The sequence below is a fragment of the Comamonas odontotermitis genome, from assembly GCF_040396735.1.
Taxonomy (GTDB): domain Bacteria; phylum Pseudomonadota; class Gammaproteobacteria; order Burkholderiales; family Burkholderiaceae_C; genus Comamonas; species Comamonas odontotermitis_C.
In genome coordinates this window covers 1-19761 of the sequence record NZ_JBEBNZ010000030.1, presented here as the reverse complement: position 1 = coordinate 19761, position 19761 = coordinate 1, and the positions used below count along the sequence as shown (strand labels likewise).

Annotated in this window: 22 protein-coding genes, 1 tRNA gene and 2 pseudogenes; 17 read left to right on the top strand and 8 right to left on the bottom strand. The window is 58.8% G+C overall.

Going from position 1 to position 19761, the window contains the following annotated elements; genetic code table 11:
• Positions 1–76: 76 nt before the first annotated feature.
• Positions 77–526 carry a CBS domain-containing protein gene (locus tag ACH2DG_RS18415; protein WP_184710644.1) on the bottom strand — a complete coding sequence of 150 codons (450 nt, stop codon included), beginning with the start codon at positions 524–526 and terminating at the stop codon, positions 77–79.
• A gap of 160 nt (positions 527–686) precedes the next feature.
• On the opposite strand from ACH2DG_RS18415, the gene ACH2DG_RS18410 reads away from it, so the two are divergent.
• From ACH2DG_RS18410 to ACH2DG_RS18395, 4 genes are all read left to right on the top strand, one after another.
• Positions 687–1985 (top strand): O-acetylhomoserine aminocarboxypropyltransferase, encoded by a 1299-nt coding sequence (locus ACH2DG_RS18410; protein WP_395027900.1) that lies wholly within the window; start codon positions 687–689, stop codon positions 1983–1985.
• A gap of 17 nt (positions 1986–2002) precedes the next feature.
• Positions 2003–2425, top strand: coding sequence for a GNAT family acetyltransferase (locus tag ACH2DG_RS18405; protein WP_395027911.1), 423 nt, complete (start codon positions 2003–2005; stop codon positions 2423–2425).
• A gap of 34 nt (positions 2426–2459) precedes the next feature.
• Positions 2460–3269, top strand: coding sequence for an alpha/beta fold hydrolase (locus ACH2DG_RS18400; protein ID WP_395027898.1), 810 nt, complete (start codon positions 2460–2462; stop codon positions 3267–3269).
• 163 nt (positions 3270–3432) lie between these two features.
• Positions 3433–4284, top strand: coding sequence for a PoNe immunity protein domain-containing protein (locus ACH2DG_RS18395; RefSeq protein WP_395027896.1), 852 nt, complete (start codon positions 3433–3435; stop codon positions 4282–4284).
• A gap of 21 nt (positions 4285–4305) precedes the next feature.
• Here the strand turns inward: ACH2DG_RS18395 and ACH2DG_RS18390 are convergent, their stop codons facing one another.
• Complete coding sequence (locus ACH2DG_RS18390; protein ID WP_395027895.1) at positions 4306–5658, bottom strand: YihY family inner membrane protein; 1353 nt, start codon at positions 5656–5658, stop codon at positions 4306–4308.
• 32 nt (positions 5659–5690) lie between these two features.
• Between ACH2DG_RS18390 and ACH2DG_RS18385 the strand changes: the two genes are divergently transcribed.
• The 5 genes and pseudogenes from ACH2DG_RS18385 (at position 5691) to ACH2DG_RS18365 (ending at position 11101) form a co-directional block, all read left to right on the top strand.
• Positions 5691–6101 carry a DUF2069 domain-containing protein gene (locus ACH2DG_RS18385; RefSeq protein WP_224149688.1) on the top strand — a complete coding sequence of 137 codons (411 nt, stop codon included), beginning with the start codon at positions 5691–5693 and terminating at the stop codon, positions 6099–6101.
• A 60-nt stretch (positions 6102–6161) separates the two neighbouring features.
• Positions 6162–7586, top strand: coding sequence for an FAD-binding oxidoreductase (locus tag ACH2DG_RS18380; protein WP_395027894.1), 1425 nt, complete (start codon positions 6162–6164; stop codon positions 7584–7586).
• A 187-nt stretch (positions 7587–7773) separates the two neighbouring features.
• Positions 7774–8808: pseudogene (locus ACH2DG_RS18375) on the top strand (integrase core domain-containing protein).
• Positions 8809–9633: 825 nt separating this feature from the next.
• Positions 9634–10266, top strand: coding sequence for a hypothetical protein (locus ACH2DG_RS18370; RefSeq protein ID WP_395027892.1), 633 nt, complete (start codon positions 9634–9636; stop codon positions 10264–10266).
• Between the two features lie 355 nt (positions 10267–10621).
• On the top strand, positions 10622–11101 hold the full coding sequence (locus ACH2DG_RS18365; protein ID WP_395027890.1) for a hypothetical protein: 480 nt from the start codon (positions 10622–10624) through the stop codon (positions 11099–11101).
• A gap of 102 nt (positions 11102–11203) precedes the next feature.
• Here the strand turns inward: ACH2DG_RS18365 and ACH2DG_RS18360 are convergent, their stop codons facing one another.
• Entirely contained in the window at positions 11204–11701 is a 498-nt protein-coding gene (locus ACH2DG_RS18360) for a hypothetical protein (RefSeq protein WP_395027889.1), read from the bottom strand.
• Positions 11702–12050: 349 nt separating this feature from the next.
• Between ACH2DG_RS18360 and ACH2DG_RS18355 the strand changes: the two genes are divergently transcribed.
• The 8 genes from ACH2DG_RS18355 (at position 12051) to ACH2DG_RS18320 (ending at position 15433) form a co-directional block, all read left to right on the top strand.
• On the top strand, positions 12051–13031 hold the full coding sequence (locus ACH2DG_RS18355; protein WP_395027887.1) for a thymidylate synthase: 981 nt from the start codon (positions 12051–12053) through the stop codon (positions 13029–13031).
• A gap of 228 nt (positions 13032–13259) precedes the next feature.
• Complete coding sequence (locus ACH2DG_RS18350; RefSeq protein ID WP_395027886.1) at positions 13260–13427, top strand: hypothetical protein; 168 nt, start codon at positions 13260–13262, stop codon at positions 13425–13427.
• A gap of 36 nt (positions 13428–13463) precedes the next feature.
• The gene (locus tag ACH2DG_RS18345) at positions 13464–13673 is read left to right on the top strand and encodes a hypothetical protein (protein ID WP_395027884.1); all 210 of its coding nucleotides are present in this window, start codon (positions 13464–13466) and stop codon (positions 13671–13673) included.
• Between the two features lie 109 nt (positions 13674–13782).
• Positions 13783–13908, top strand: a complete 126-nt coding sequence (locus ACH2DG_RS18340) for a hypothetical protein (RefSeq protein ID WP_395027883.1) — start codon at positions 13783–13785, stop codon at positions 13906–13908.
• Positions 13909–14073: 165 nt separating this feature from the next.
• A complete protein-coding gene (locus ACH2DG_RS18335; protein WP_395027881.1) occupies positions 14074–14223 on the top strand; it encodes a hypothetical protein in 150 nt (49 codons plus the stop codon).
• Between the two features lie 121 nt (positions 14224–14344).
• Positions 14345–14644, top strand: coding sequence for a YqjD family protein (locus ACH2DG_RS18330; protein ID WP_377780426.1), 300 nt, complete (start codon positions 14345–14347; stop codon positions 14642–14644).
• A 219-nt stretch (positions 14645–14863) separates the two neighbouring features.
• Positions 14864–15268, top strand: a complete 405-nt coding sequence (locus ACH2DG_RS18325; protein WP_395027879.1) for a hypothetical protein — start codon at positions 14864–14866, stop codon at positions 15266–15268.
• Positions 15269–15304: 36 nt separating this feature from the next.
• A complete protein-coding gene (locus ACH2DG_RS18320; protein ID WP_395027878.1) occupies positions 15305–15433 on the top strand; it encodes a hypothetical protein in 129 nt (42 codons plus the stop codon).
• A 158-nt stretch (positions 15434–15591) separates the two neighbouring features.
• Here ACH2DG_RS18320 and ACH2DG_RS18315 read toward each other — a convergent pair.
• The 5 genes and pseudogenes from ACH2DG_RS18315 to ACH2DG_RS18295 form a co-directional block, all read right to left on the bottom strand.
• Positions 15592–15668, bottom strand: a tRNA-Pro gene (locus ACH2DG_RS18315).
• 18 nt (positions 15669–15686) lie between these two features.
• Entirely contained in the window at positions 15687–16121 is a 435-nt protein-coding gene (locus ACH2DG_RS18310; protein WP_395027876.1) for a MerR family transcriptional regulator, read from the bottom strand.
• 126 nt (positions 16122–16247) lie between these two features.
• Entirely contained in the window at positions 16248–16568 is a 321-nt protein-coding gene (locus ACH2DG_RS18305) for an integration host factor subunit alpha (RefSeq protein ID WP_184710700.1), read from the bottom strand.
• Positions 16569–16588: 20 nt separating this feature from the next.
• Positions 16589–19042, bottom strand: coding sequence for a phenylalanine--tRNA ligase subunit beta (pheT, locus tag ACH2DG_RS18300; RefSeq protein WP_395027874.1), 2454 nt, complete (start codon positions 19040–19042; stop codon positions 16589–16591).
• 162 nt (positions 19043–19204) lie between these two features.
• A pseudogene (locus ACH2DG_RS18295) lies at positions 19205–19761 on the bottom strand (phenylalanine--tRNA ligase subunit alpha); the annotation flags it as partial.

The following is a 19761-nucleotide window of genomic DNA, read 5'->3' as shown; positions in this document are numbered from 1 at the left end:
AGGCATGAAAAAGCGGCCTTGCGGCCGCTGTCTGGATGAATGCTGCGGACGAGCGGACTGTTGCCGCGCCACAACGTCAGTCGGCTTCGCCTTCCACCGGCCAGTCGCGGATATAGGCCTTGAGCATCTTGTTCTCGAAGTTCTGGCTGTCCACCACGGCCTTGGCCACATCGTAGAAGCTGATCACGCCCATCAGCATTTTCTTGTCCATCACCGGCATGTAGCGCGCATGGCGGTCCAGCATCATGCGGCGTACCTCGTCCATGTCGGTCTCCATGGTGCAGGTCAGCGGCGCATCGTCCATCACGCTGCGCACCAGGGTGTTTCCGGCAGAGCCGCCGTTGCCCACGATGGCAACAATCACTTCGCGGAAAGTCAGCATGCCCACCACGTCGCCGTGCTCCATCACCACCAGCGAACCGATGTCTTTCTCGGACATGGTCTGAATGGCGTCGGAGAGCGGGTCATTCACGCTTGCGGTGTAGAGGGTGTTGCCTTTGAGGCGCAGGATGTCACTGACTTTCATGCTCGTCTCCTTCAAGATCTCCAGCAGATGCATGCCCTGGCTGGCGCTCGGTGGAAGTGGATGCGGCCACCCAACGCTTGCGCGACAGGGCTGCCAGCAATGGTTCGTTAAATATAGCCGACAATCCCCACCCAGAATGACAATCTGATGGAGATCCGCCATGCCCGGCTATTCAGACCCCGGTTTTGACACCCTGAGCCTGCACGCAGGCGCCCAGCCCGACCCGGCCACCGGCGCACGTGCCGTGCCCATCCACCTGACGACCTCGTTCGTCTTCGAGTCCAGCGACCACGCCGCCAGCCTGTTCAACCTGGAACGGCCCGGCCATGTCTACAGCCGCATCAGCAACCCGACCAATGCCGTGCTGGAGCAGCGCGTGTCGGCCCTCGAAGGCGGCGTAGGAGCCATTGCCGTGGCCAGCGGCCAGGCGGCGCTGCACCTGTCGATTGCCACACTGATGGGCGCGGGCAGCCACATCGTGGCCAGCACCGCCCTGTATGGCGGCTCGCAGAACCTGCTGCATTACACGCTGCGGCGCTTTGGCATCGAAACCACTTTCGTCAAGCCCGGCGACATCGACGGCTGGCGCGCCGCCATCCGCCCCAACACCAAGCTTTTCTTTGGCGAAACCGTGGGCAACCCGGGGCTGGATGTGCTGGACATTCCTACCGTGGCACAGATTGCCCACGAGGCGGGCGTGCCGCTGCTGGTGGATTCCACCCTCACCTCGCCGTGGCTCATCAAGCCCTTCGCGCATGGTGCAGACCTCGTCTACCACTCGGCCACCAAGTTCCTCTCGGGCCATGGCACGGTGATTGGCGGCATCGTCGTGGATGGCGGCAGCTTCGACTGGGAAAAGAGCGGGCGCTTTCCCGAACTGACCGAGCCCTACGACGGCTTTCACAACATGGTGTTCACCGAAGAGAGCACGGTAGGCGCCTTCTTGCTGCGCGCGCGCCGCGAAGGCCTGCGCGACTTCGGCGCCTGCATGAGCCCGCACACCGCCTGGCTGATTCTGCAGGGTATCGAGACGCTGCCGCTGCGCATGGAGCGCCACATGCGCAACACCGAAAAGGTGGTGCAGTTCCTGGCCAGCCATCCGCTGGTAGGCCGTGTGGGCCACCCGATGCTGGAGTCGCACCCCTCCCATGCGCTCGCGCAGAAGCTGCTGCCGCGCGGCGCGGGCTCGGTGTTCAGCTTCGACATTGCCGGCAACCGCAACCAGGGCAAGAAATTCATCGAAACGCTCAAAGTCTTCAGCCACCTGGCCAACGTGGGCGACTGCCGCTCGCTGGTCATCCACCCGGCCAGCACCACGCATTTCCGCATGACCGATGAAGCGCTCGCCCAGGCCGGCATCGGCCAGGGCACGATCCGCCTGTCGATCGGGCTGGAAGATGCCGACGACCTGATCGACGACCTCAAGCGCGCCCTCAAAGCCGCAGAAAAGGCTGCTTGATGGAAATCAAGCACTCCCTGCAGATCCGCAGTTTTACCACCTCCGACACCGATGCCGTGATCGGCCTGTGGAACGACTGCGGCCTGACCCGGCCCTGGAACGACCCGCACAAGGACATTGCGCGCAAGCTCAGCGTGTCGCCCGATCTCTTTCTGGTCGGCACCGATGGAGCCGGGCAATTGATCGCCAGCGTGATGGTGGGCTATGACGGCCATCGCGGCTGGATCAACTACCTGGCCGTTCACCCCGGCTGCCAGCGCCAGGGCCATGCGCGCCGCCTGATGGAGCGGGCCGAACAGTTGCTGACCGAGCGTGGCTGCCCCAAGCTGAACCTGCAGGTGCGCGAAGGCAACGAGGCGGTGATCGCCTTCTACGAAAGCCTGGGCTACAGCAATGACAAGACCGTGTCGCTGGGCAAGCGGCTGATTGCAGATATCTGACCACGAGATACCGCACAAGAATCTGGAGACCGAAATGCATATCCAAGTACAGGGCGCAGACATATATGCCTATACCGGCGGCAAGGCGTTCGACGCCGCCAGGCCCACCGCCATCTTCATCCATGGCGTGCTGTGTGATCACAGCGTGTGGGCCCTGCAAAGCCGCTATCTGGCCAACCACGGCTGGAACGTGCTGGCCATCGACCTGCCGGGCCACTGCAAGAGCGGCGGCAAAGCGCCCGCCAGTGTGGAAGAGGCCGCCACCTTCATCGGCCAGATGATGGACGCCGCAGGCCTGCAGAAGGCCGCCTTGATCGGCCACAGCTGGGGCAGCCTGATTGCCATGCAGGCCGCTGCCCAGCTAGGCGCCCGGGTCAGCCACCTGGTATTGGTGGGCACCGCTGCCCCCATGAAGGTATCGCCCGTGCTGCTGGATCTGGCGCAAAGCGCACCGGACCAGGCCATCGCCATGGTGCAGACCTTCTCGCGCGCCACCCTGTCGCCACCCAATGGTGCAGGCAGTTGGGTGTTCGGCGCGGGCACGGCGCTGGGCCGCCGCGTGCTGGCCAGCAATGGTGACACCAACCTGCTGCATACCGGCTTTGTGGCCTGTGACAGCTACAGCGGCGGAGAATCTGCCATGACGGCCGTCAATTGCCCCATTCTGTTTGTGCTGGGTGAGCAAGACCAGATGACTCCGCCCAAGGCCGCCAAAGGCCTGATCGATGCAGCCAAGGCGGCCGGCAAGTCCGTGCAAGTGCGAACGATTCCCAATGGGCACAACCAAATGATGGAGTCCCCCGATCCAACGCTGTTTGCAATTCGGGATTTCCTTCAATACTAAGCAATAATTTTGATAGCGAGATATCACACCTGTATCGGCGGTAAGCAGTGGTAAGGACGGCCATTTTTTAGCGCGCAAATCGCGCAGAATGCGCTAGCCTATGGCCTATCGCTGCATCGGGGCGCAAAGCGCATGCCACAACGCAGCACGAATGCCACCAGCCATGCTTGATACCGCCCTTCCCAGCCTTTTGCAGCATTGTCACGCCCTGCCGTGGCATCTGCTGCAGCCTCGCCAGCCCGTGGACACCGAGCGCTGGAACGAGGCCTGGGCGGATGCGCTGGGCCAGTTGCACGAATTCGCCAGCCACGGTTACTACGGACTGGACATGCAGGACTTGGCCCCCGGCAGCCAGCAGCAGGCCTGGGATGATTGGCGTGATGCCGTGCGCCAGGCGCTGCGCCTGCCCGAGCTGGCCTACACCCGGGGCCTGTCCCTCACCAGCCTGGAAGCCCTGTTCGAACACGTGCTGCATTGCTGCAATGAATTTGCCAGCATGGCACGCAGCGCGAACGAGAAGGGCCTCGCCCACCACCGCACGCTGGAGGTGGCGGGCCAGGACTACGCCAGTGCGGTTCAACTGCTGGCCTTTCCGGTGCTGCTGGAGCGCCAGGAGCTGATTCCGCCCATCGTGCAGCGCCTGCTGGACAACCAGTGCGACCGCCTGCTCGATTACCTGAGCGCTGCCGCCTGCGACAAGACCGAAGCGGTGGAAGCCCTGTTCTGCCCCGAACCCTACGCGGCTCTCACACCGTTCTTCGAGCAGCTGGAGGTATGCAGCGCGCCCTTGCAGGCCTACCTGCAGCAGGCCTATCCGGCCACAGCGGATACCCTGTCACCCGCCTCGTGGACCGACATTGCCAACCACCACTGGGCCTGGGAGGTTGCGGCCCTGGTGGTGCTGTACGACCTGAACGACAATGCCTTTGCGGCTCACCCGCGCTATCCGGCCGACATGGTGGCATTTGCGCGCCAGCGGCTGGATGCCAGCTACCCGCAATCCTTGCGCGCCTGATTTTTTCCGCTTTCGCAGATTTCAGGCTGCTGCGCGTTCTGCCTCCTGCACCTCTCGCGCCTCCAGCGCACCGGGGCGGCGCTCCAGCAGATCGATCAGCATGACGTGATCGAGACCGCAGTGCCACCACAGGGGCTCGGTGGCTTCGTTGTAGTCCAGCAGCAGCGCCGTCATCAGCGGCTGCGCACGCGTGGCAGCGGGCTCTACCAGCAGCACGTAGCGGGCATCGCTGTCGCTGCTCTGGCCCTGCCGTTCCGCACTGGTGACGCGGCCCTCCACATCCACCACGGCGCCCACCCAGTCCAGCTGGGCCAATACATCCAGCGCGCGGTGCAGTTGCACATCCTCCACCTTCAATTGCGCAGCCAGCTGGTGCAGGTACAGCCCCTTCTCGGGCTGGTAGCGCATGGGGTTGAGGGCGTGCAGGCACTCGATGGCGAGCTGAAAATCCCAGCTCTGTGCCGTGGGCAGGCGCGCCACGCCCGCCAGCAGGCTGGGCAGATAGGCGGCCACCACGGCGCCCAGCAGCACGATCACCCAGGCCACATAGATCCAGATGAGCAAGATGGGCAACGTGGCGAAGGTGCCGTAGATCGTGGAGTACGTGGGCACGTTGGCCAGGTACAGAGCCAGAATCTTCTTGGCCAGCTCGATCCCGATCGCTACAAACACGCCGCCAGCCAATGCGTCGCGCCAGCGCACATGGGTATTGGGCACATAGCGGAACATGGCTGTCACCCCCGCCGCCAAAAGCACAAACTCCAGCGAATCGAAAGCGAGGCGAATCAGGTACGGCAGCTCGCCCATGGCACTGCGCGAAGCGGCCATCACCGACGACGTCAGCGCCAGGCTGGCGGCCAGCAGCAGCGGCCCCAACGTGATGGCAGCCCAGTAGATAAGCACGCGCTGGCCCAGCGGCCGGAGCTTGCGCACCCGCCAGATGTTGTTGAGCGTGCGGTCCATGGTGAGAATCAGTGCCAGCGCCGTGGCCAGCAGGAAACTCAGGCCCGCCATGCCCAGGCGGCTGGCCTTGCTGGCAAACTGGGTGATGTAGCCCAGCACCTGGCTGGCGATGCTGCTGGGGATCAGGCTCTCGACCAGCCAGCGCTGCAGTTGCGCTTCCATCTGCGAGAACATCGGAAACGCGGTGAACAGTGCCAGCGCCACCGTCATGAACGGCACCAGTGCCAGGGTGGTGGTAAAGGTCAGGCTGCTGGCCGTCAGACCCAGGCGGTCTTCGCCAAAACGCCTGCGCAGGGTATCGACCGTATTGCCCCACGGAAAATCAGCCAGCGCCTGCCACCAGCGCTCTGGCCTGGTGGCCGTGGAATCCGTCGCCCTCGATGCCGTGTTTTTCTCTTCTGTGCCGTACATGCCGATATGATGCCAGTTTCACACCACGCACCATGCCTTCCGCACCTTCGAATCTGCCTGATTTGGTAACGCCCGCCGCAGCGCCTGGCGTGGCGCAGCTGTCGCGCACACTGGCAGTGGTGTCGCTCCTGGGCCTCGTGGTCCTGTCTGTGGCGTGGGAGCTGTGGATCGCGCCGCTGCGCCCCGGTGGCTCGTGGCTCGTCATCAAGGCGCTGCCGCTGTGCATACCGTTGGCAGGGCTGCTCAAGCACCGCATGTACACCTACCGTTGGGTCAGTCTTCTGGTGTGGCTGTACTTTACCGAAGGTGTGGTGCGCGCATTTGGTGATGCGCCGCCCAGCCGCTGGTGCGCGATGGCCGAGATCGCGCTGTGCCTGCTGCTGTTTGCCGCCTGCGTACTGCATGTCAAGGGCCGCCAGAAAGCCGTGCGGCCTGCCGAGTAACCGGCCGGGCCATCGCCTCGCTGAACGCATTTTGTTTTGGATATTTGTTGAGACCAAGCCATGACCGATCTGATTGCCAGCCTGCGCCGCATTGTGGGCGAAAACCATGTACTGACTGATGGCGACCTGAGCGCCTACGAACAGGACTGGCGCCGCCGCGAGCACGGCAAGGCCCTGGCCGTGGTGCGCCCCGGCTCCACCGAAGAAGTGGCGGCCGTGGTCAAGGCCTGCGCCGCCAATGGAACCGCCATCGTGCCGCAGGGTGGCAACACCGGCCTGGTCGTCGGATCCACCCCCGATACCTCCGGTACGCAGGTGGTGCTGAACCTGGGCCGCATGAACACCGTGCGTGCGCTGGACAAGGACAACCTGACGATCACCGTCGATGCGGGCTGCATTCTGCAAAGCCTGCAGGAGCGCTGCGAGAAGGAAGGCTTTCTCTTCCCACTGTCGCTGGCGGCCGAAGGCAGTTGCACCATTGGCGGCAATCTGGGCACCAATGCCGGCGGCACGCAGGTGGTGCGCTACGGCAATACGCGCGAGCTGTGCCTGGGCCTGGAAGTGGTCAACGCCCAGGGAGAAATCTGGAACGGATTGAAAGGCCTGCGCAAGGACAACACGGGCTATGACCTGCGCAACCTCTTCATCGGCAGCGAAGGCACCCTGGGGGTGATCACGGCCGCCACGATGAAGATCTACCCCATGCCCGCCAGCCAGCTCACCGCCTGGGCCGCGCTGCCGTCGTTTGAAGCGGCAGTACAGCTGCTGGGCCTGGCCCACCAGTACCTGGGCGCGGGCCTCACGGGTTTCGAGGTGATGAACCGCTTTGCACTGACCCTGGTGGACAAGCACATGCCGCAGCTGCGCGTGCCCTTCATCGACAACCCTGACTTTCCGTACGCCGTGGTGCTGGAAAACTCAGACAGCGAATCCGAGGCACACGCCCGCGCACGCTTCGAGGCGCTGATGGAGGCCGCATTCGAGCAGGAAATCGTGCTGGACGCTGTGGTGGCCGAAAACCTGAGCCAAGCGCACAACCTGTGGCACATCCGCGAGAGCATTCCGCTCGCGCAGGTGGAGGAAGGCCTGAACATCAAGCACGACATCTCGGTGCCGATTTCACGCATTCCAGCCTTTGTGGAACACGCCACCGCCGTGCTGGCGCACAAGGTGCCGGGCATGCGCCTGGTGAACTTTGGCCACCTGGGAGACGGCAACCTGCACTTCAACGTGCAGGCCCCCGAGGGCATGGACCCCAAGGCATTCCTTGAGGCGCGCGAGCACGAGATCAACCACATCGTCTACGACGCCGTTGCCGAGTTTGGCGGCTCCATTTCGGCCGAGCACGGCATTGGCACCCTGAAGGCAGCCACCCTGCCCGATTACCAGTCGCCGGTTGCGCTGTCCATGATGCGCGCCATCAAGCAGGCGCTTGACCCGCAAGGCATCATGAACCCCAACTGCATGCTGGCCCGGCAGGTTTGAGTCGCCTCAAATAGCACAGCAGGAACGAGGGCGTATCGCCTTGCCTTGTCTTGCATTGCGCCGCTGGCATGTGGACCAGGTGTCGCATTCCGGAGGATTGCGTAGATAAAAGAAGGCGCTTCCCATTGTTCTTCGCTCGCGATAATTTGCGGCAGCTTGTACAGTCAGCTCAATCTTGGAGGAGCGCATGACGCAAATATCCTTGCAAGAAAACGTACGCACCGCACCTGCCACGCGTGCTGAGATTGCCGCTAGTAGTGAAACGGCTGCTGTGTTTGCCCAGCGTTACGGGATCACCGGGCCCACGGTCTATCAGTGGAAGGCGCGCCAGGGTTTTAGAGCCGCTAACACAACCCAGCAAATCGTAGATTTGCGGTTGAGACGAGGCGCGAAGCCGCAGGCAGTACAGGCGTACGACAAGGCGAAGCAACGACGTATCAAGGGTTGTGTTAGCGGCTCTTAATGACCTTTCTCACACCGCTTCCCGTCTGCAGACCCAGCTGCCTTCCCAGGAAGTGGTTGGTGCGAATCTGTACGTAACAATGTCTCCCGCTCAGGCTTGGACAAATGCCTACGCCGCCACGGCGTGGGTAATTTGATGCACCCATGCCCAGCGAGTCTCAGCAATCACACAAGGCATACAAAAGCGACGAGCCCGGGTACCTGCACATGGATGTGAAGTACCTGCCGCAGATGCAAGACAAGGATAAGCGCAGTTACCTGTTTGTCGCTATTGACCTGGCTACGCGCTGGGTGTGTGTGCTGACCAAAGCCAATAAGACGGCAGCGGGCGCCCAGGCGTTCTTGGGTGTACTCAAAGCCTGCCCCTGAAGATCACCAAGCTGCTCCCCGACAACGGCAAAAAGCGAACGGATCGCTTGTTTGCAATCCGCGAACGCGCTGCTACGGGCGAGCACGAGTTTGGTTTGCTCTACAAGCGTTGGGGATTGAACACCGTTTAACCCAACCCAGAACAACGCATACCAACGACATGGTCGAGCGCTTTAGTGGGCGCATTGCGGATATCTTGAAGACCCAAAGATTTAACGATGCACAGGACTTGGACACAGCCACTGATGGGGTATGTGGCGCTGTACAACCATCAACGGCCTCCGTCAGCGCTGGATGGCAAGACACCGATGCACACGATGAAACAGTGGTACGAGACTCCCCGGCATTTTTTCAGGAAGCAGCCCATGATCATCCGGGATGCGTCAGTTAGACATGTCTCGGATTGCGCAGGCAATACTGCTCGAGGTGAAGTTCAAGGCTTTAGCACGTTAATTCATGTCATCGACCAAATATTGAAATTTCATTTTTATATGAAACTTTGATTTTTCAATTTATAGATAATTTGAGTGAAACCTGTTTCTCTTCTATGAAAACATTCCACTGCACGGCCACCTAGGAGACGTAGAGCCACAAGAGTTGGCCGGTAATGCACGCTCAATGCCTGAGAGCGTCTGAGCCAATCGAGCAAGTTCAATTAAATATCTTATCAATTAATTAATAAAATCTACTGAGATGTAATTAATGCGTAAGCATTACCATTTATAGTCAACTGCTTCTATGACTCTTATCTGAGTGATCTCCATGAAAAAGCTGAAATTTCATTTTTCGCAATAGCTATTACGCTACTCTCACAACTTACTTTCGCCAAGGGGTGGGTTGATGTAGCAACCTTCAAGCGTTATGCTGGCTGGGCTTGCAAACCTGGATCCTCCCAAGTAGTTGCCATACACATCTATGTGAGCGGGCAAATTGTTGGTGCAGGGAACGCAAACCTTCTTCGAGAAACTGCTGTGAAAAATGCCTGTAACAGCACATCCCAGAGCCATGGATTCGATATTTCTTTAAATATCCCTTCAACGCTACTAAACGGGTCCAATCGAGAAGTAATAATTTATTCCATTTACGCAGATGGCTCCCATGAAAAACTAGACAATACCCCTCTCAGGTTAATTTTCCCGCAGCCCCGGGACAAGAGAGACCAGCTAATTTTGGTGATATCATTGGCAGGGATCTTAGCTACTCATGGGCGGGCCCTTTGAATTATTTTGGCCACATCGGAATATGGGATGGTGCCAACATTATAGAAGCAACTGGTGCTCAGAATGGAGATGACACTCTAAAAACCACACCTTGGTCTGCTTATGCCAGCCTCTCAACAAAGTGGCCAACTGTATCTCCTCAAACATTGGATATTCGCCACGCTTATTGTGGTCAAGCATTTTGCCAGCTATACGAGCAGCCGAACGGTGATCTTACAACCAATGCAACCAACAGCGGATTAAGGGAAATGGCTGCAAAATCAGCGTATCTGAAATATTTGATCGGAGCCAGCTATACAAGATTGGCAACTTTTAGTTCTTCAAAACAAGGCTTCAGATATAGCACAACAAGACTTTGCAACCCATTTGCCACAAGCTGTATCTCCACAATTATTCAAGAAAAGGCAAAGCGAGGAACATATAGGTGCGAGACATTTGCACTAGAGGCATGGGCAAGCACATCCACAAAATCAGGCTACCAATTAATGGCGCAATATGTTTCCAGCTTTCAAAATCAAGCAGATATTGATAAATGGGGCAAGCAGACCAGCTTCTTGATTTCCCCAACTAGAATCAGAACTCCCAGGGATGTTTATGACAATTTCAAACGTCAATGGTGGGGTATTTAATGAATAAAAAAAGCTTCTTACCGCGAGTATAATATTAATTATATTTTTTATATTTTTCACCTTATACAAAATAGGCGATAACTCTTTGGCAGACTCAAAATTGGGGGCGGACGCAACAGAAAGCCTTCAGCCAAATGGGTCGATAAATTCCAGTCAATCATTATCAAACGAATCCCAACACTCTTCACTCTCGAATCAGAAAGGCCTCATAGAGGATCTAGTGCTCCAAGCAAAAAGAAAGGAAATCTTTGCTTATTCAAGAGAAGGAAATTTTAAGGATACAAGAAAGCGCTTAAAAGATGCCCGGGATGCTGGAGTAATTAGTCAGAAATAATATTATGGAGAGTTGGCGCATATGCTTTCTGTATCCGTTGACAATCCAGAATCCATAGTGAGAGAGATTGTCGCATCAGGAGAAAAATATGGCTTTGAAGTGATGATATCGCTTTTATCCAAAAATAATTTCCTGGCCGAATCCATTCCAGAATCTGCAAAATCGCAAATTCATGACGATATATATAACAACAAACCAGAAATTACTGGATTCATCGGTGATCTTGGATTGACTGATGTTTACAGATATGAAAACTGGATCGAAACTTTAAGAACTTTTTCTAAAAGTGATGATGATTTTGTTAAAAATTTAAATGATATCATTTTAAACAAAATTACAGACCCAAGGGAGGCATTTGGAATTCACTCTATGATCGAAAATCATAATTATCCAGAAAAACTAAGCAAAGAGGCTAAGGATAAATATTTATATTATATCAACAGCTATATTGAGAGCTATCCAAAAAATGAAGTAGCTTCATATATCAATAGCAAGAAATAATATTCGTTTCTTTACAATACCTCCCGGCTATGGCATATGGGGCCGGAGACGTTTCTTTTTCTGGGCTACTCCTTCATAGGCTTGATTGCCTGGATCACGCCTTCAATGCGACAACGAGGATGCAGGCGTATTCAGCGCGTTGGAGATCATGGTGTTGACATCCTTGGGCCAGAGAAAGGACGCACCCGGGTCCTGCACCACACGCGGCTGGCCGTCCTGCAGCCACCAGATGCGCATGGTATTGGTCTGCGCGTCCAGCGCAACGGCGGCGGCGTTGCTGCCGCCTTCATGCTTGCGATTGCCGGTGATGAAGTAGACCGACCCTTCCTTCTGCAGGGGGCCCGCCACCTCCAGATTCCGCATGAAAACCGGCGCCTGCGCGCCCAGCAGGTGTTGCAGGCGCGCCGCCATCACGCCACGCTGCAAAAATGGCGCATCGCTTTGGTATTTGCCCACCTGGCCCTGCAACTGCCCGTAGGCCTGCTGGCCATCGGTCGCCTGGGCAGTTGGCGCCCCTCCCGGCCCGCCCTGGCAGCCTGCCAACGCCAGTACAGCCGCAAAGCTCCATGCCCTATACCCGATGTGCCCTTGCATCCACATACCTCACCTTTCAAATGCTTTTCACAAATTTTCTGGAATTCCAGCGCTTGTCCAATTGGCGCTTGAAGCTATTAAAATAATAGCAAAAGCTTGTTCGTACTCAAAGCGGCGCCAAACCTGCATGCTTGCAGCCGTGCAGCGAGCCCGAACAGAGAAAACTGGCACACTATACGATTAGTTGTCTCTGTAACCAACTATGGCCTTCCTGCACCGGATAGCTGCAGGGGAAAGCGGCCATCGCGTAAAGTACGTGCATTGAGCCCAGGCCTGCATGGCACAGCACCCGGCCATGGCCCCTGGGCCAGCCGCTGAAACCATGCCCCGGGCCGGCAACCCTCTTGAGAACCGAATGAAGCAATACCTCCAACTCGTGCAGGACATTCTGGACCACGGTTCGTGGCAGAACAACCGCACCGGCATCCGCACCCTCAGCATGCCAGGCGCCAGCCTGCGTTTTGACCTGCAGCAAGGCTTTCCCGCAGTCACCACCAAAAAGCTGGCGTTCAAATCTGCCATTGGCGAGATGGTGGGTTTCATGCGCGCGTGCCGCAGTGCTGCGGATTTTCGTGCGCTTGGCTGCAAGGTCTGGGACCAGAATGCCAATGAAAACAAGGCATGGCTGGCCAACCCCTATCGCCTGCAGGAAGATGACCTGGGCCCCGTGTACGGCGTGCAATGGCGCCAATGGCCGGCCTACAAACTGATTGATCTGGCACAACCCCAGGGCGCTGCACAGATTGCCGATGCCGTGGCCAGGGGCTACCGCCAGATTGGTGAAGTCGACGAAGGCGGTGTACCGCACGCCGTGCTCTACAAAGCCGTCGACCAGTTGCGCCAGTGCCTGGACACCATCATGAACGACCCCGGCAGCCGCCGCATTCTGTTCCATGGCTGGAACTGGGCGCAGCTGGAGGAAATGGCCTTGCCGCCCTGCCACCTGCTCTACCAGTTTCTCGTCAACCAACAGGCGGGCGAGATATCGCTGTGCCTCTACATCCGCAGCAATGATGTGGGTCTGGGCACGCCTTTCAACCTGACGGAGGGCGCAGCGCTGCTGCACCTGGTGGGCCGCCTGACCGGCTACAAACCGCGCTGGTTCACCTATTTCATTGGGGATGCCCACATCTACGAAAACCACCTGCCCATGCTGCAGGAACAGCTCCAACGCGAGCCCTTCCCAGCGCCACAGCTGGTGCTGTCCGACCGCATTCCAAGCTATGCCGAAACCGGCCGTTACGAGCCGGAATGGCTGGAGAAAGTGGAGCCCGGCGACTTCAGCCTCGAAGGCTACCAGCACCATGCACCGCTGACGGCGCCCATGGCGGTATAGGCCTTTTCGGCGCCGCTCGCATCCACCCCCGCTGGTTGGCCGGACCAGCGGGGGCTTTCATTTCTGCGCTGCCTTGTCCGCCTTGAATTCTGAGGGTGGGCAACCCGCGCAGCACTCCCTACCACGTACTTTTGCGACACGGATTGCAGGCATGGAGGCGCGCGTCCTACAGCCCGCAAAACGCCATGGCGTCACCCTTGGGATTCATACCCAGCCAGGAGATCAGCGATGCCCCAACCCCCTCATGCTCCGGTGCACGAGCAGAGCGAACGCGACGCACAGCCGGACAAAAAGCCCGCCAACCCCAAAGACCTGAACGACCCTCGAAACCCCAAAAGCCCGGCCGTGGATGAACCCACCTATCAACGCAGCCAGGTCATCAAGCAGCCTCGCTAGATTCCCCAGGCAGGTGTTTCGATGGAAGGAGCAAGTATGAATAGCACCCTTTTCATGGCGACGAAGCCACAGCCCGAAGACGAGGATAAAGACCCCGTGGGCGAACCCGATCCGGTGCAGGAACCAACCACGCCCGCAGACGGAGACGACCCCGCCCATCCACCCTTTTCGCCAGACCGCGAGCCCGATATTCCGCAGGATCCGGAGTCCGAGCGGGTGGTGCAACCTGAACCGGTGGTGCCATGACCGCATGGCTGTCGATGACCGATGTTCAGGCTCTGCGGACAGGCCGATACACCAGCCGCAAGGCGTGATGAATCACGGCAGGATCAACCCGATAACTGGAAAATGCCCTATGACCGAACCCAGCAAACCATCCAACCCCAAGACAGGTTTTGGCCAATTTGCCAACAAGCGATTCGCCATCCTGCTTGCCATCGTCATCGCATTTCTGATGGTCGCGATCTGGGTGCCGTTCTGATCGCGCCTGTCGATGCCTGTTCTTGTCGTGTCAGTCAGATTCCGGCCTTGTAGAGCAGCCCATTGACAGCCCTGGCTGCAGCGCCCACGGGGCCAGAAACCCAGGGCACCCGCATGGGAGGTTCAGTACCGTCACCACCACCACGGCAGCCAGGAGGAAATTGCCATGCCAACCCCCATCACACCACCCCAGCCACCAGTCCCCCCTCCGATGCCGGAGCCGGGCAAACCCGAGCCCATTGACCCGCCCGACAGCACCTTGCCTGTGGAAGAGCCTCAAAAAGCACCACCAGTGAAAGACCCTGAACCCGTGTAGCACGCAATGGAGTGTCGCCGCCATCCGTTCCATTTGGTATCCGGGCCACGCTCCTACACCCCGCCACCGCGAAGCGCCGTACTGTAGTTCCAATCTCGTTATTTACAAAAGGAGTCCCATGTTGTTCAAATCCAAACAGCCCAGCCTGTCCGCGGTGCAAGACGATCTGGCAAAGCTGGTCGACGATGTTCGAGCCTTGCTTTCCGTCAAGGAACTGGATGCCATTCCCGAAATCAGAGGCGTGCGACAGCGCATTGACGAGGGACTCGCGAGCGCCAAGGATTCTGCCGAGCAGGTGCTGCAGCAAACCCGGCACGCTGCGGCCTGTGCAGACCAGTACGCGAAGGACGAGCCATGGCGGATTGCCGGTGCAGCGCTTGCGGTGGGGGCATTGGTCACCTATGTCATGTGCCGGCGCTGAAGCATTTCTACGCGCAGGTGCGGACTCCTTGCAGAGCAGGCACCTGAAAACAGTTTTCCGTGGACGCACGCCGGTTGGCTCCGCGTCCGTGGATGAATGCAGCCCCATGCGGGGCATATGAGAAGCACAAACTTCGCAACTTCTCGGAGGAGCCGACGATAGGCTGGTGGTGCAAACAAGCATGTGCACCATCAACGCTTTGAGCACAAGGAGGCTACCATGCAGACCTTGACCGTCACCCCCAAGATGCGCGCCTTTGTAGGCGGCGCATTCTATCCAACAGGTTTCTCGCTCGTCATGTACCCATCGGAAGATGAGGCGCTGGAGATTGCACGTCGGCTCACCGACCACCTGTTCCGAATCGAAGACATTTTTCTGGTGCCGCCCACCGTCGTGCTGCAGGAAATCGCACCTACGGTGGATGCATCCAACAAACCTTTGCCATCGATGGGATCGGACGGCTCCATTGCGCGCGCCTTGGTGGAGCTTGCCGAGCAAGGCCATGTCGGCCTGCTGGTGCGCACAGCGAATGACCAGGAGATCAATGCATTGCGCGGCGTCATTGCCAACAGCACCTACTCCTTTGCCAAGGCTTACCACTCCCTGGCCATTGAAGATCTGTAGGCCCCTTCGGGATTGCAACAGAATTGGAGAGACGTGATGAACCCGACTTTCATCGGCAAAAATGCGCTGGGCAGCAAGCAGACGCCCATACCCAGCACGCCAAAGAAGCCACGGCCCGGAGGAAGCCCGCCTGCAGATGACGACCCGTCCCAATTGCGTGTTTGAAAAGCGCACCGGTCGATGATGGGCACCAGGTTGCCACGCACCTGACACTGGGTATGTCGATGCGAAATGACGACATACATGATCTGCTCATGCACTGCCCCACGCCAAGACGTGCAAATGAAAAAACCCGTATGCCGAAGCATACGGGTTTATGTCATTGGTCGGAATGGCGGGATTCGAACTCGCGACCCCTTGCACCCCATGCAAGTGCGCTACCAGGCTGCGCTACATTCCGAAGACTTGAATTATATACCTAGTTTTCAGGCTCTCCAGAAAGAATGCGACGAATTTCCTGCAATTCGATGGCTGCCTGTTGCCAGGTGACTGGTTCCGCAGAGTGGCCGAGGTGCCCATCCTCCAAGACCGTTCCATCCATTCCATTCAGACCGAAAGCGGCATCATCTGCCAATGCCTCCACCATGGCATGGCCACGGGGCAGGGTTTGCAGCTGGTTGCGCGCGCCGCTGATGGTGAAGCCACGCTCATACAGCAGCTCTCGGATGCGGCGGATCATCAACACCTCGTGGTGCTGGTAATAACGCCTGTTTCCCCGGCGCTTGACGGGACGCAGCTGTGTGAATTCCTGCTCCCAATACCGCAGCACATGCGGTTTGACATCACACAGCACCGCGACTTCACCGATGGTGAAATAACGTTTGGCGGGGATGGAGGGAAGCTGTTTTTCCATGGGCAAATTGTAAACAGCCGCTAGTGCGGCCGTGTTGCATACTGGCGATGCTGCCAGACTGGCGGTAGGCCATGTCTGCCGATGGACAATCTCAATCCATCCATCAGCGCATCGCCACCTTCAAGTCTAGTCTGCCGGAGCCTGCACCGAATCCTTGAGCTTGCCGCTGGCATGAAAGGTGACGACCCGGCGCGCCTCGATAGGCACCTCTTCGCCAGTGCGCGGATTGCGGCCCGGACGGGCTTTCTTCATACGCACCTGGAAATTGCCAAAGCTCGACAGCTTCACGTCTTCGCCCTTGATCAGGCTTTCGGCGATCAGGTCGAAAAACGCATCCACCATATCTTTGGCTTCACGCTTGTTCAACCCGATGTTGTCAAACAGCATGTCGGCAAGCTGCGCCTTGGTCAGCGCAGGTTGCTCCAGACTTTCTACTGTAAATTCCATAGCAATATCCGCAATATAGATCAGCGCAAACGCGCATTAACGCTCTGCTTTAGCTGCTCAAGCACAGCTTGCATGGCGGTCTCGATTTCGGTCTCTTCCAGTGCCCGCTCGTCATGACCCAGAGTCAGGCGCACTGCCAGACTCTTTTCATCCTGCGCCAGGCTGCCTGGCGCGGCTTCTTCACCGGCCTTGAGCTTCTTGGGGCGGAACACATCAAACAGTACGGCATTGCGCAGGATACCGCCACTGTTGGCAGCACGGATTGCGTCCATGACCTGTGCGTGTGTGACAGCCTCCTTGACCACCACGGCAATGTCACGCTCGACGGCCTGGTGCTTGGCCACAGGCTTGAACACTGCCACGTTGCGGGCCAACACGGCATCGAGCTCCAGCTCGAATAGGGTGGGCGCCTGCGCCAGATCCCATTCCTGGCGCCACCGGGGGTGCAACTCTCCCACAAAGCCGATGGCCTTGCCATTGAGCAGCACACGAGCGCAACGGCCAGGGTGCATGGCTGGATGCTCGGCAGGCTCGAACACGGGCACCAGAGGCGCCAGCAGCGCTTCCACATCGCCCTTGACGTCGTAGAAATCGACCTTGGTCTCGGTGCTGCCCCACTGCAGTTGGTCGGCGGCGCCATAGGCAAGGCCCGCCACACGCATGGGCTGGTAAAAGCCCTTCACGGTGGTGTCTGAATCGACGACCGATGCATCCTTGAAGAATACACGCCCCAATTCGAACACGCGCACGCGCTGTGCCTTGCGGTCCACATTGAACTTGAGCACCTGCAGCAGCGAGCCCAGCAACGACGAACGCATCACGCTCAGATGGCTGGCAATCGGATTGAGCAGCTTGATGGCATTGCTGTTGCCCGCCAGCTCCTGCTCCCACTTTTCTTCGACAAAGCTGAAGTTGATGGTTTCCTGGTAGCCCAGGGCTGCCAGTTCACGGCGCACGGCAAACGGGCTGCGCTGGTTCTCGGCACGCAGCTTGGGCGAGATGGGCGCCAGCGGCTTGGAGGTTGGCAGGTTCTCGTAGCCCACCATGCGGGCCACTTCCTCGATCAGATCCTCTTCCAGGTTGATGTCGAAGCGGAAGGTGGGTGCAGTCACGCTGATCACGCCCTCGGCAGCCACCACAGCCGGCAGGCCCAGGCCGTTCAGGGCATCCAGGCATTGCTGCTGGGTGACGGGCATACCGATGACCTTGGCAGCCCGCGCCACGCGCAGCTGCACGGTCTTGGGCGCAGGCATATGAGGCTTCTGGTCGTCCATCGGGCCGCACTGGGTCTCGGGCGTACCGCAGATCTCCAGCACCAGCGCGGTGATGCGCTCGATATGCTCCACCGTGTGCTCGGGGTCCACACCGCGCTCGAAGCGATGGCCAGCGTCGGTCGAGAAATTGAAGTGGCGCGAGCGGCCCGCCACTGCCTTGGGCCACCAGAACGCGGCCTCGATGTAGATGTTCTTCGTGTCGTCGGACACAGCCGTGGCGTCGCCGCCCATGATGCCGGCCAGGGATTCAACTTCCTTGTCGTCGGCAATCACACCAACCTGGATGAAGTCATCGATCTTGATGGTGTTGCCATTGAGCAGCTTGAGCGTCTCGCCCTCCTTGCCCCAGCGCACGCTCAGGCCGCCATGGATCTTGTCCAGATCGAAGATGTGGCTGGGACGGCCCAGCTCGAACATCACGTAGTTGGAGATGTCCACCAGCGGCGACACGGAGCGCTGGCCGCAGCGTGCAAGGCGATCCACCATCCATTGCGGCGTCTTTACCTGGGTATTGACGTTGCGCACCACACGGCCCGAGAAGCGACCACACAGGTCGGTGGCTTCAATCTTCACTGGCAGCTTATCCTGCACGGTTACGGCCGCCTGCGGGAAGGACAGTTGCTTGAGCGGCGTGCCGGTCAGTGCCGACAACTCGCGCGCAATGCCGTATACCGACAGGCAGTGCGCCAGGTTGGGGGTGAGCTTGAGCGTGAACAGCGTGTCGTCCAGGTTCAGGTACTCGCGCACGTTCTGGCCCAGAGGCGCGTCCAGCGGCAGCTCCAGCAGGCCGCCGTGGTCGTCGGCAATGCCCAGTTCCTTGGCCGAGCACAGCATGCCAAAGCTCTGCACGCCGCGCAGCTTGCCGATCTTGATCTTGAAAGGCTGGCCGTCTTCGCCCGGGGGCAGTTCGGCGCCCACGGTGGCGCAGGGAATGCGGATGCCCACGCGCGCATTGGGTGCGCCGCAGACGATGTTCAACAACTCGGGGCCGCCCACATCCACCTGACAGACGCGCAGGCGGTCGGCGTCGGGATGCTGCACGGCCTCCTTGATTTCACCGACCACAATGCCGGTGAAAGGCGGGGCCACGGGCTCCATCTCTTCGACTTCCAGGCCGGCCATGGTCAGGGTATCGGCCAGCTCTTGGGTGGTCAGCTGCGGGTTGCAGTACTCGCGCAACCAGGATTCAGGAAATTGCATAGTCAGACTCTTTGGCGTTCAGGCTTGTTGGCAGTGCTTGCAAACAGGCCAAGGCGTTCTTGCTTTCAAAACAGGAGCTGTTTGCGCTTGACTGGCTGTCATCTTCAGACGCTTTCTTCTTCAAAACCAGGCAGGATGCGCGCAAACCGCTCACTTTTTCAATTACTGAAACTCCGACAGGAAACGGATGTCTCCGTCGAAGAACAGGCGCAGGTCATTCACGCCATAACGCAGCATGGTCAGGCGGTCGGGGCCCATGCCAAAGGCAAAGCCGATGTATTTTTCGGGGTCAAGGCCCATGTTGCGCACCACATTGGGATGCACCTGTCCGGCACCCGACACTTCCAGCCAGCGGCCAGCCAGCGGGCCGCTCTGGAACTGGATGTCGATCTCGGCCGAAGGTTCGGTGAACGGGAAGAAACTGGGGCGGAAGCGCAGCACCAGATCGTCCTGCTCGAAGAACGTCTTGCAGAAATCGGTGAACACCACCTTCAGATCCTTGAAGCTGACGTTCTCGCCGATCCACAGGCCTTCGCACTGGTGGAACATGGGCGAGTGGGTGGCATCGCTGTCCACGCGGTAGGTGCGGCCCGGCGCGATCACGCGGATCTCCGGCATCGTCTGGCCTGCGTCGATCAGGTTGCGGTACTTCTTCACATGCTGTACGGCATGGCGCACCTGCATGGGGCTGGTGTGCGTGCGCAGCAGATTGGGCGCGT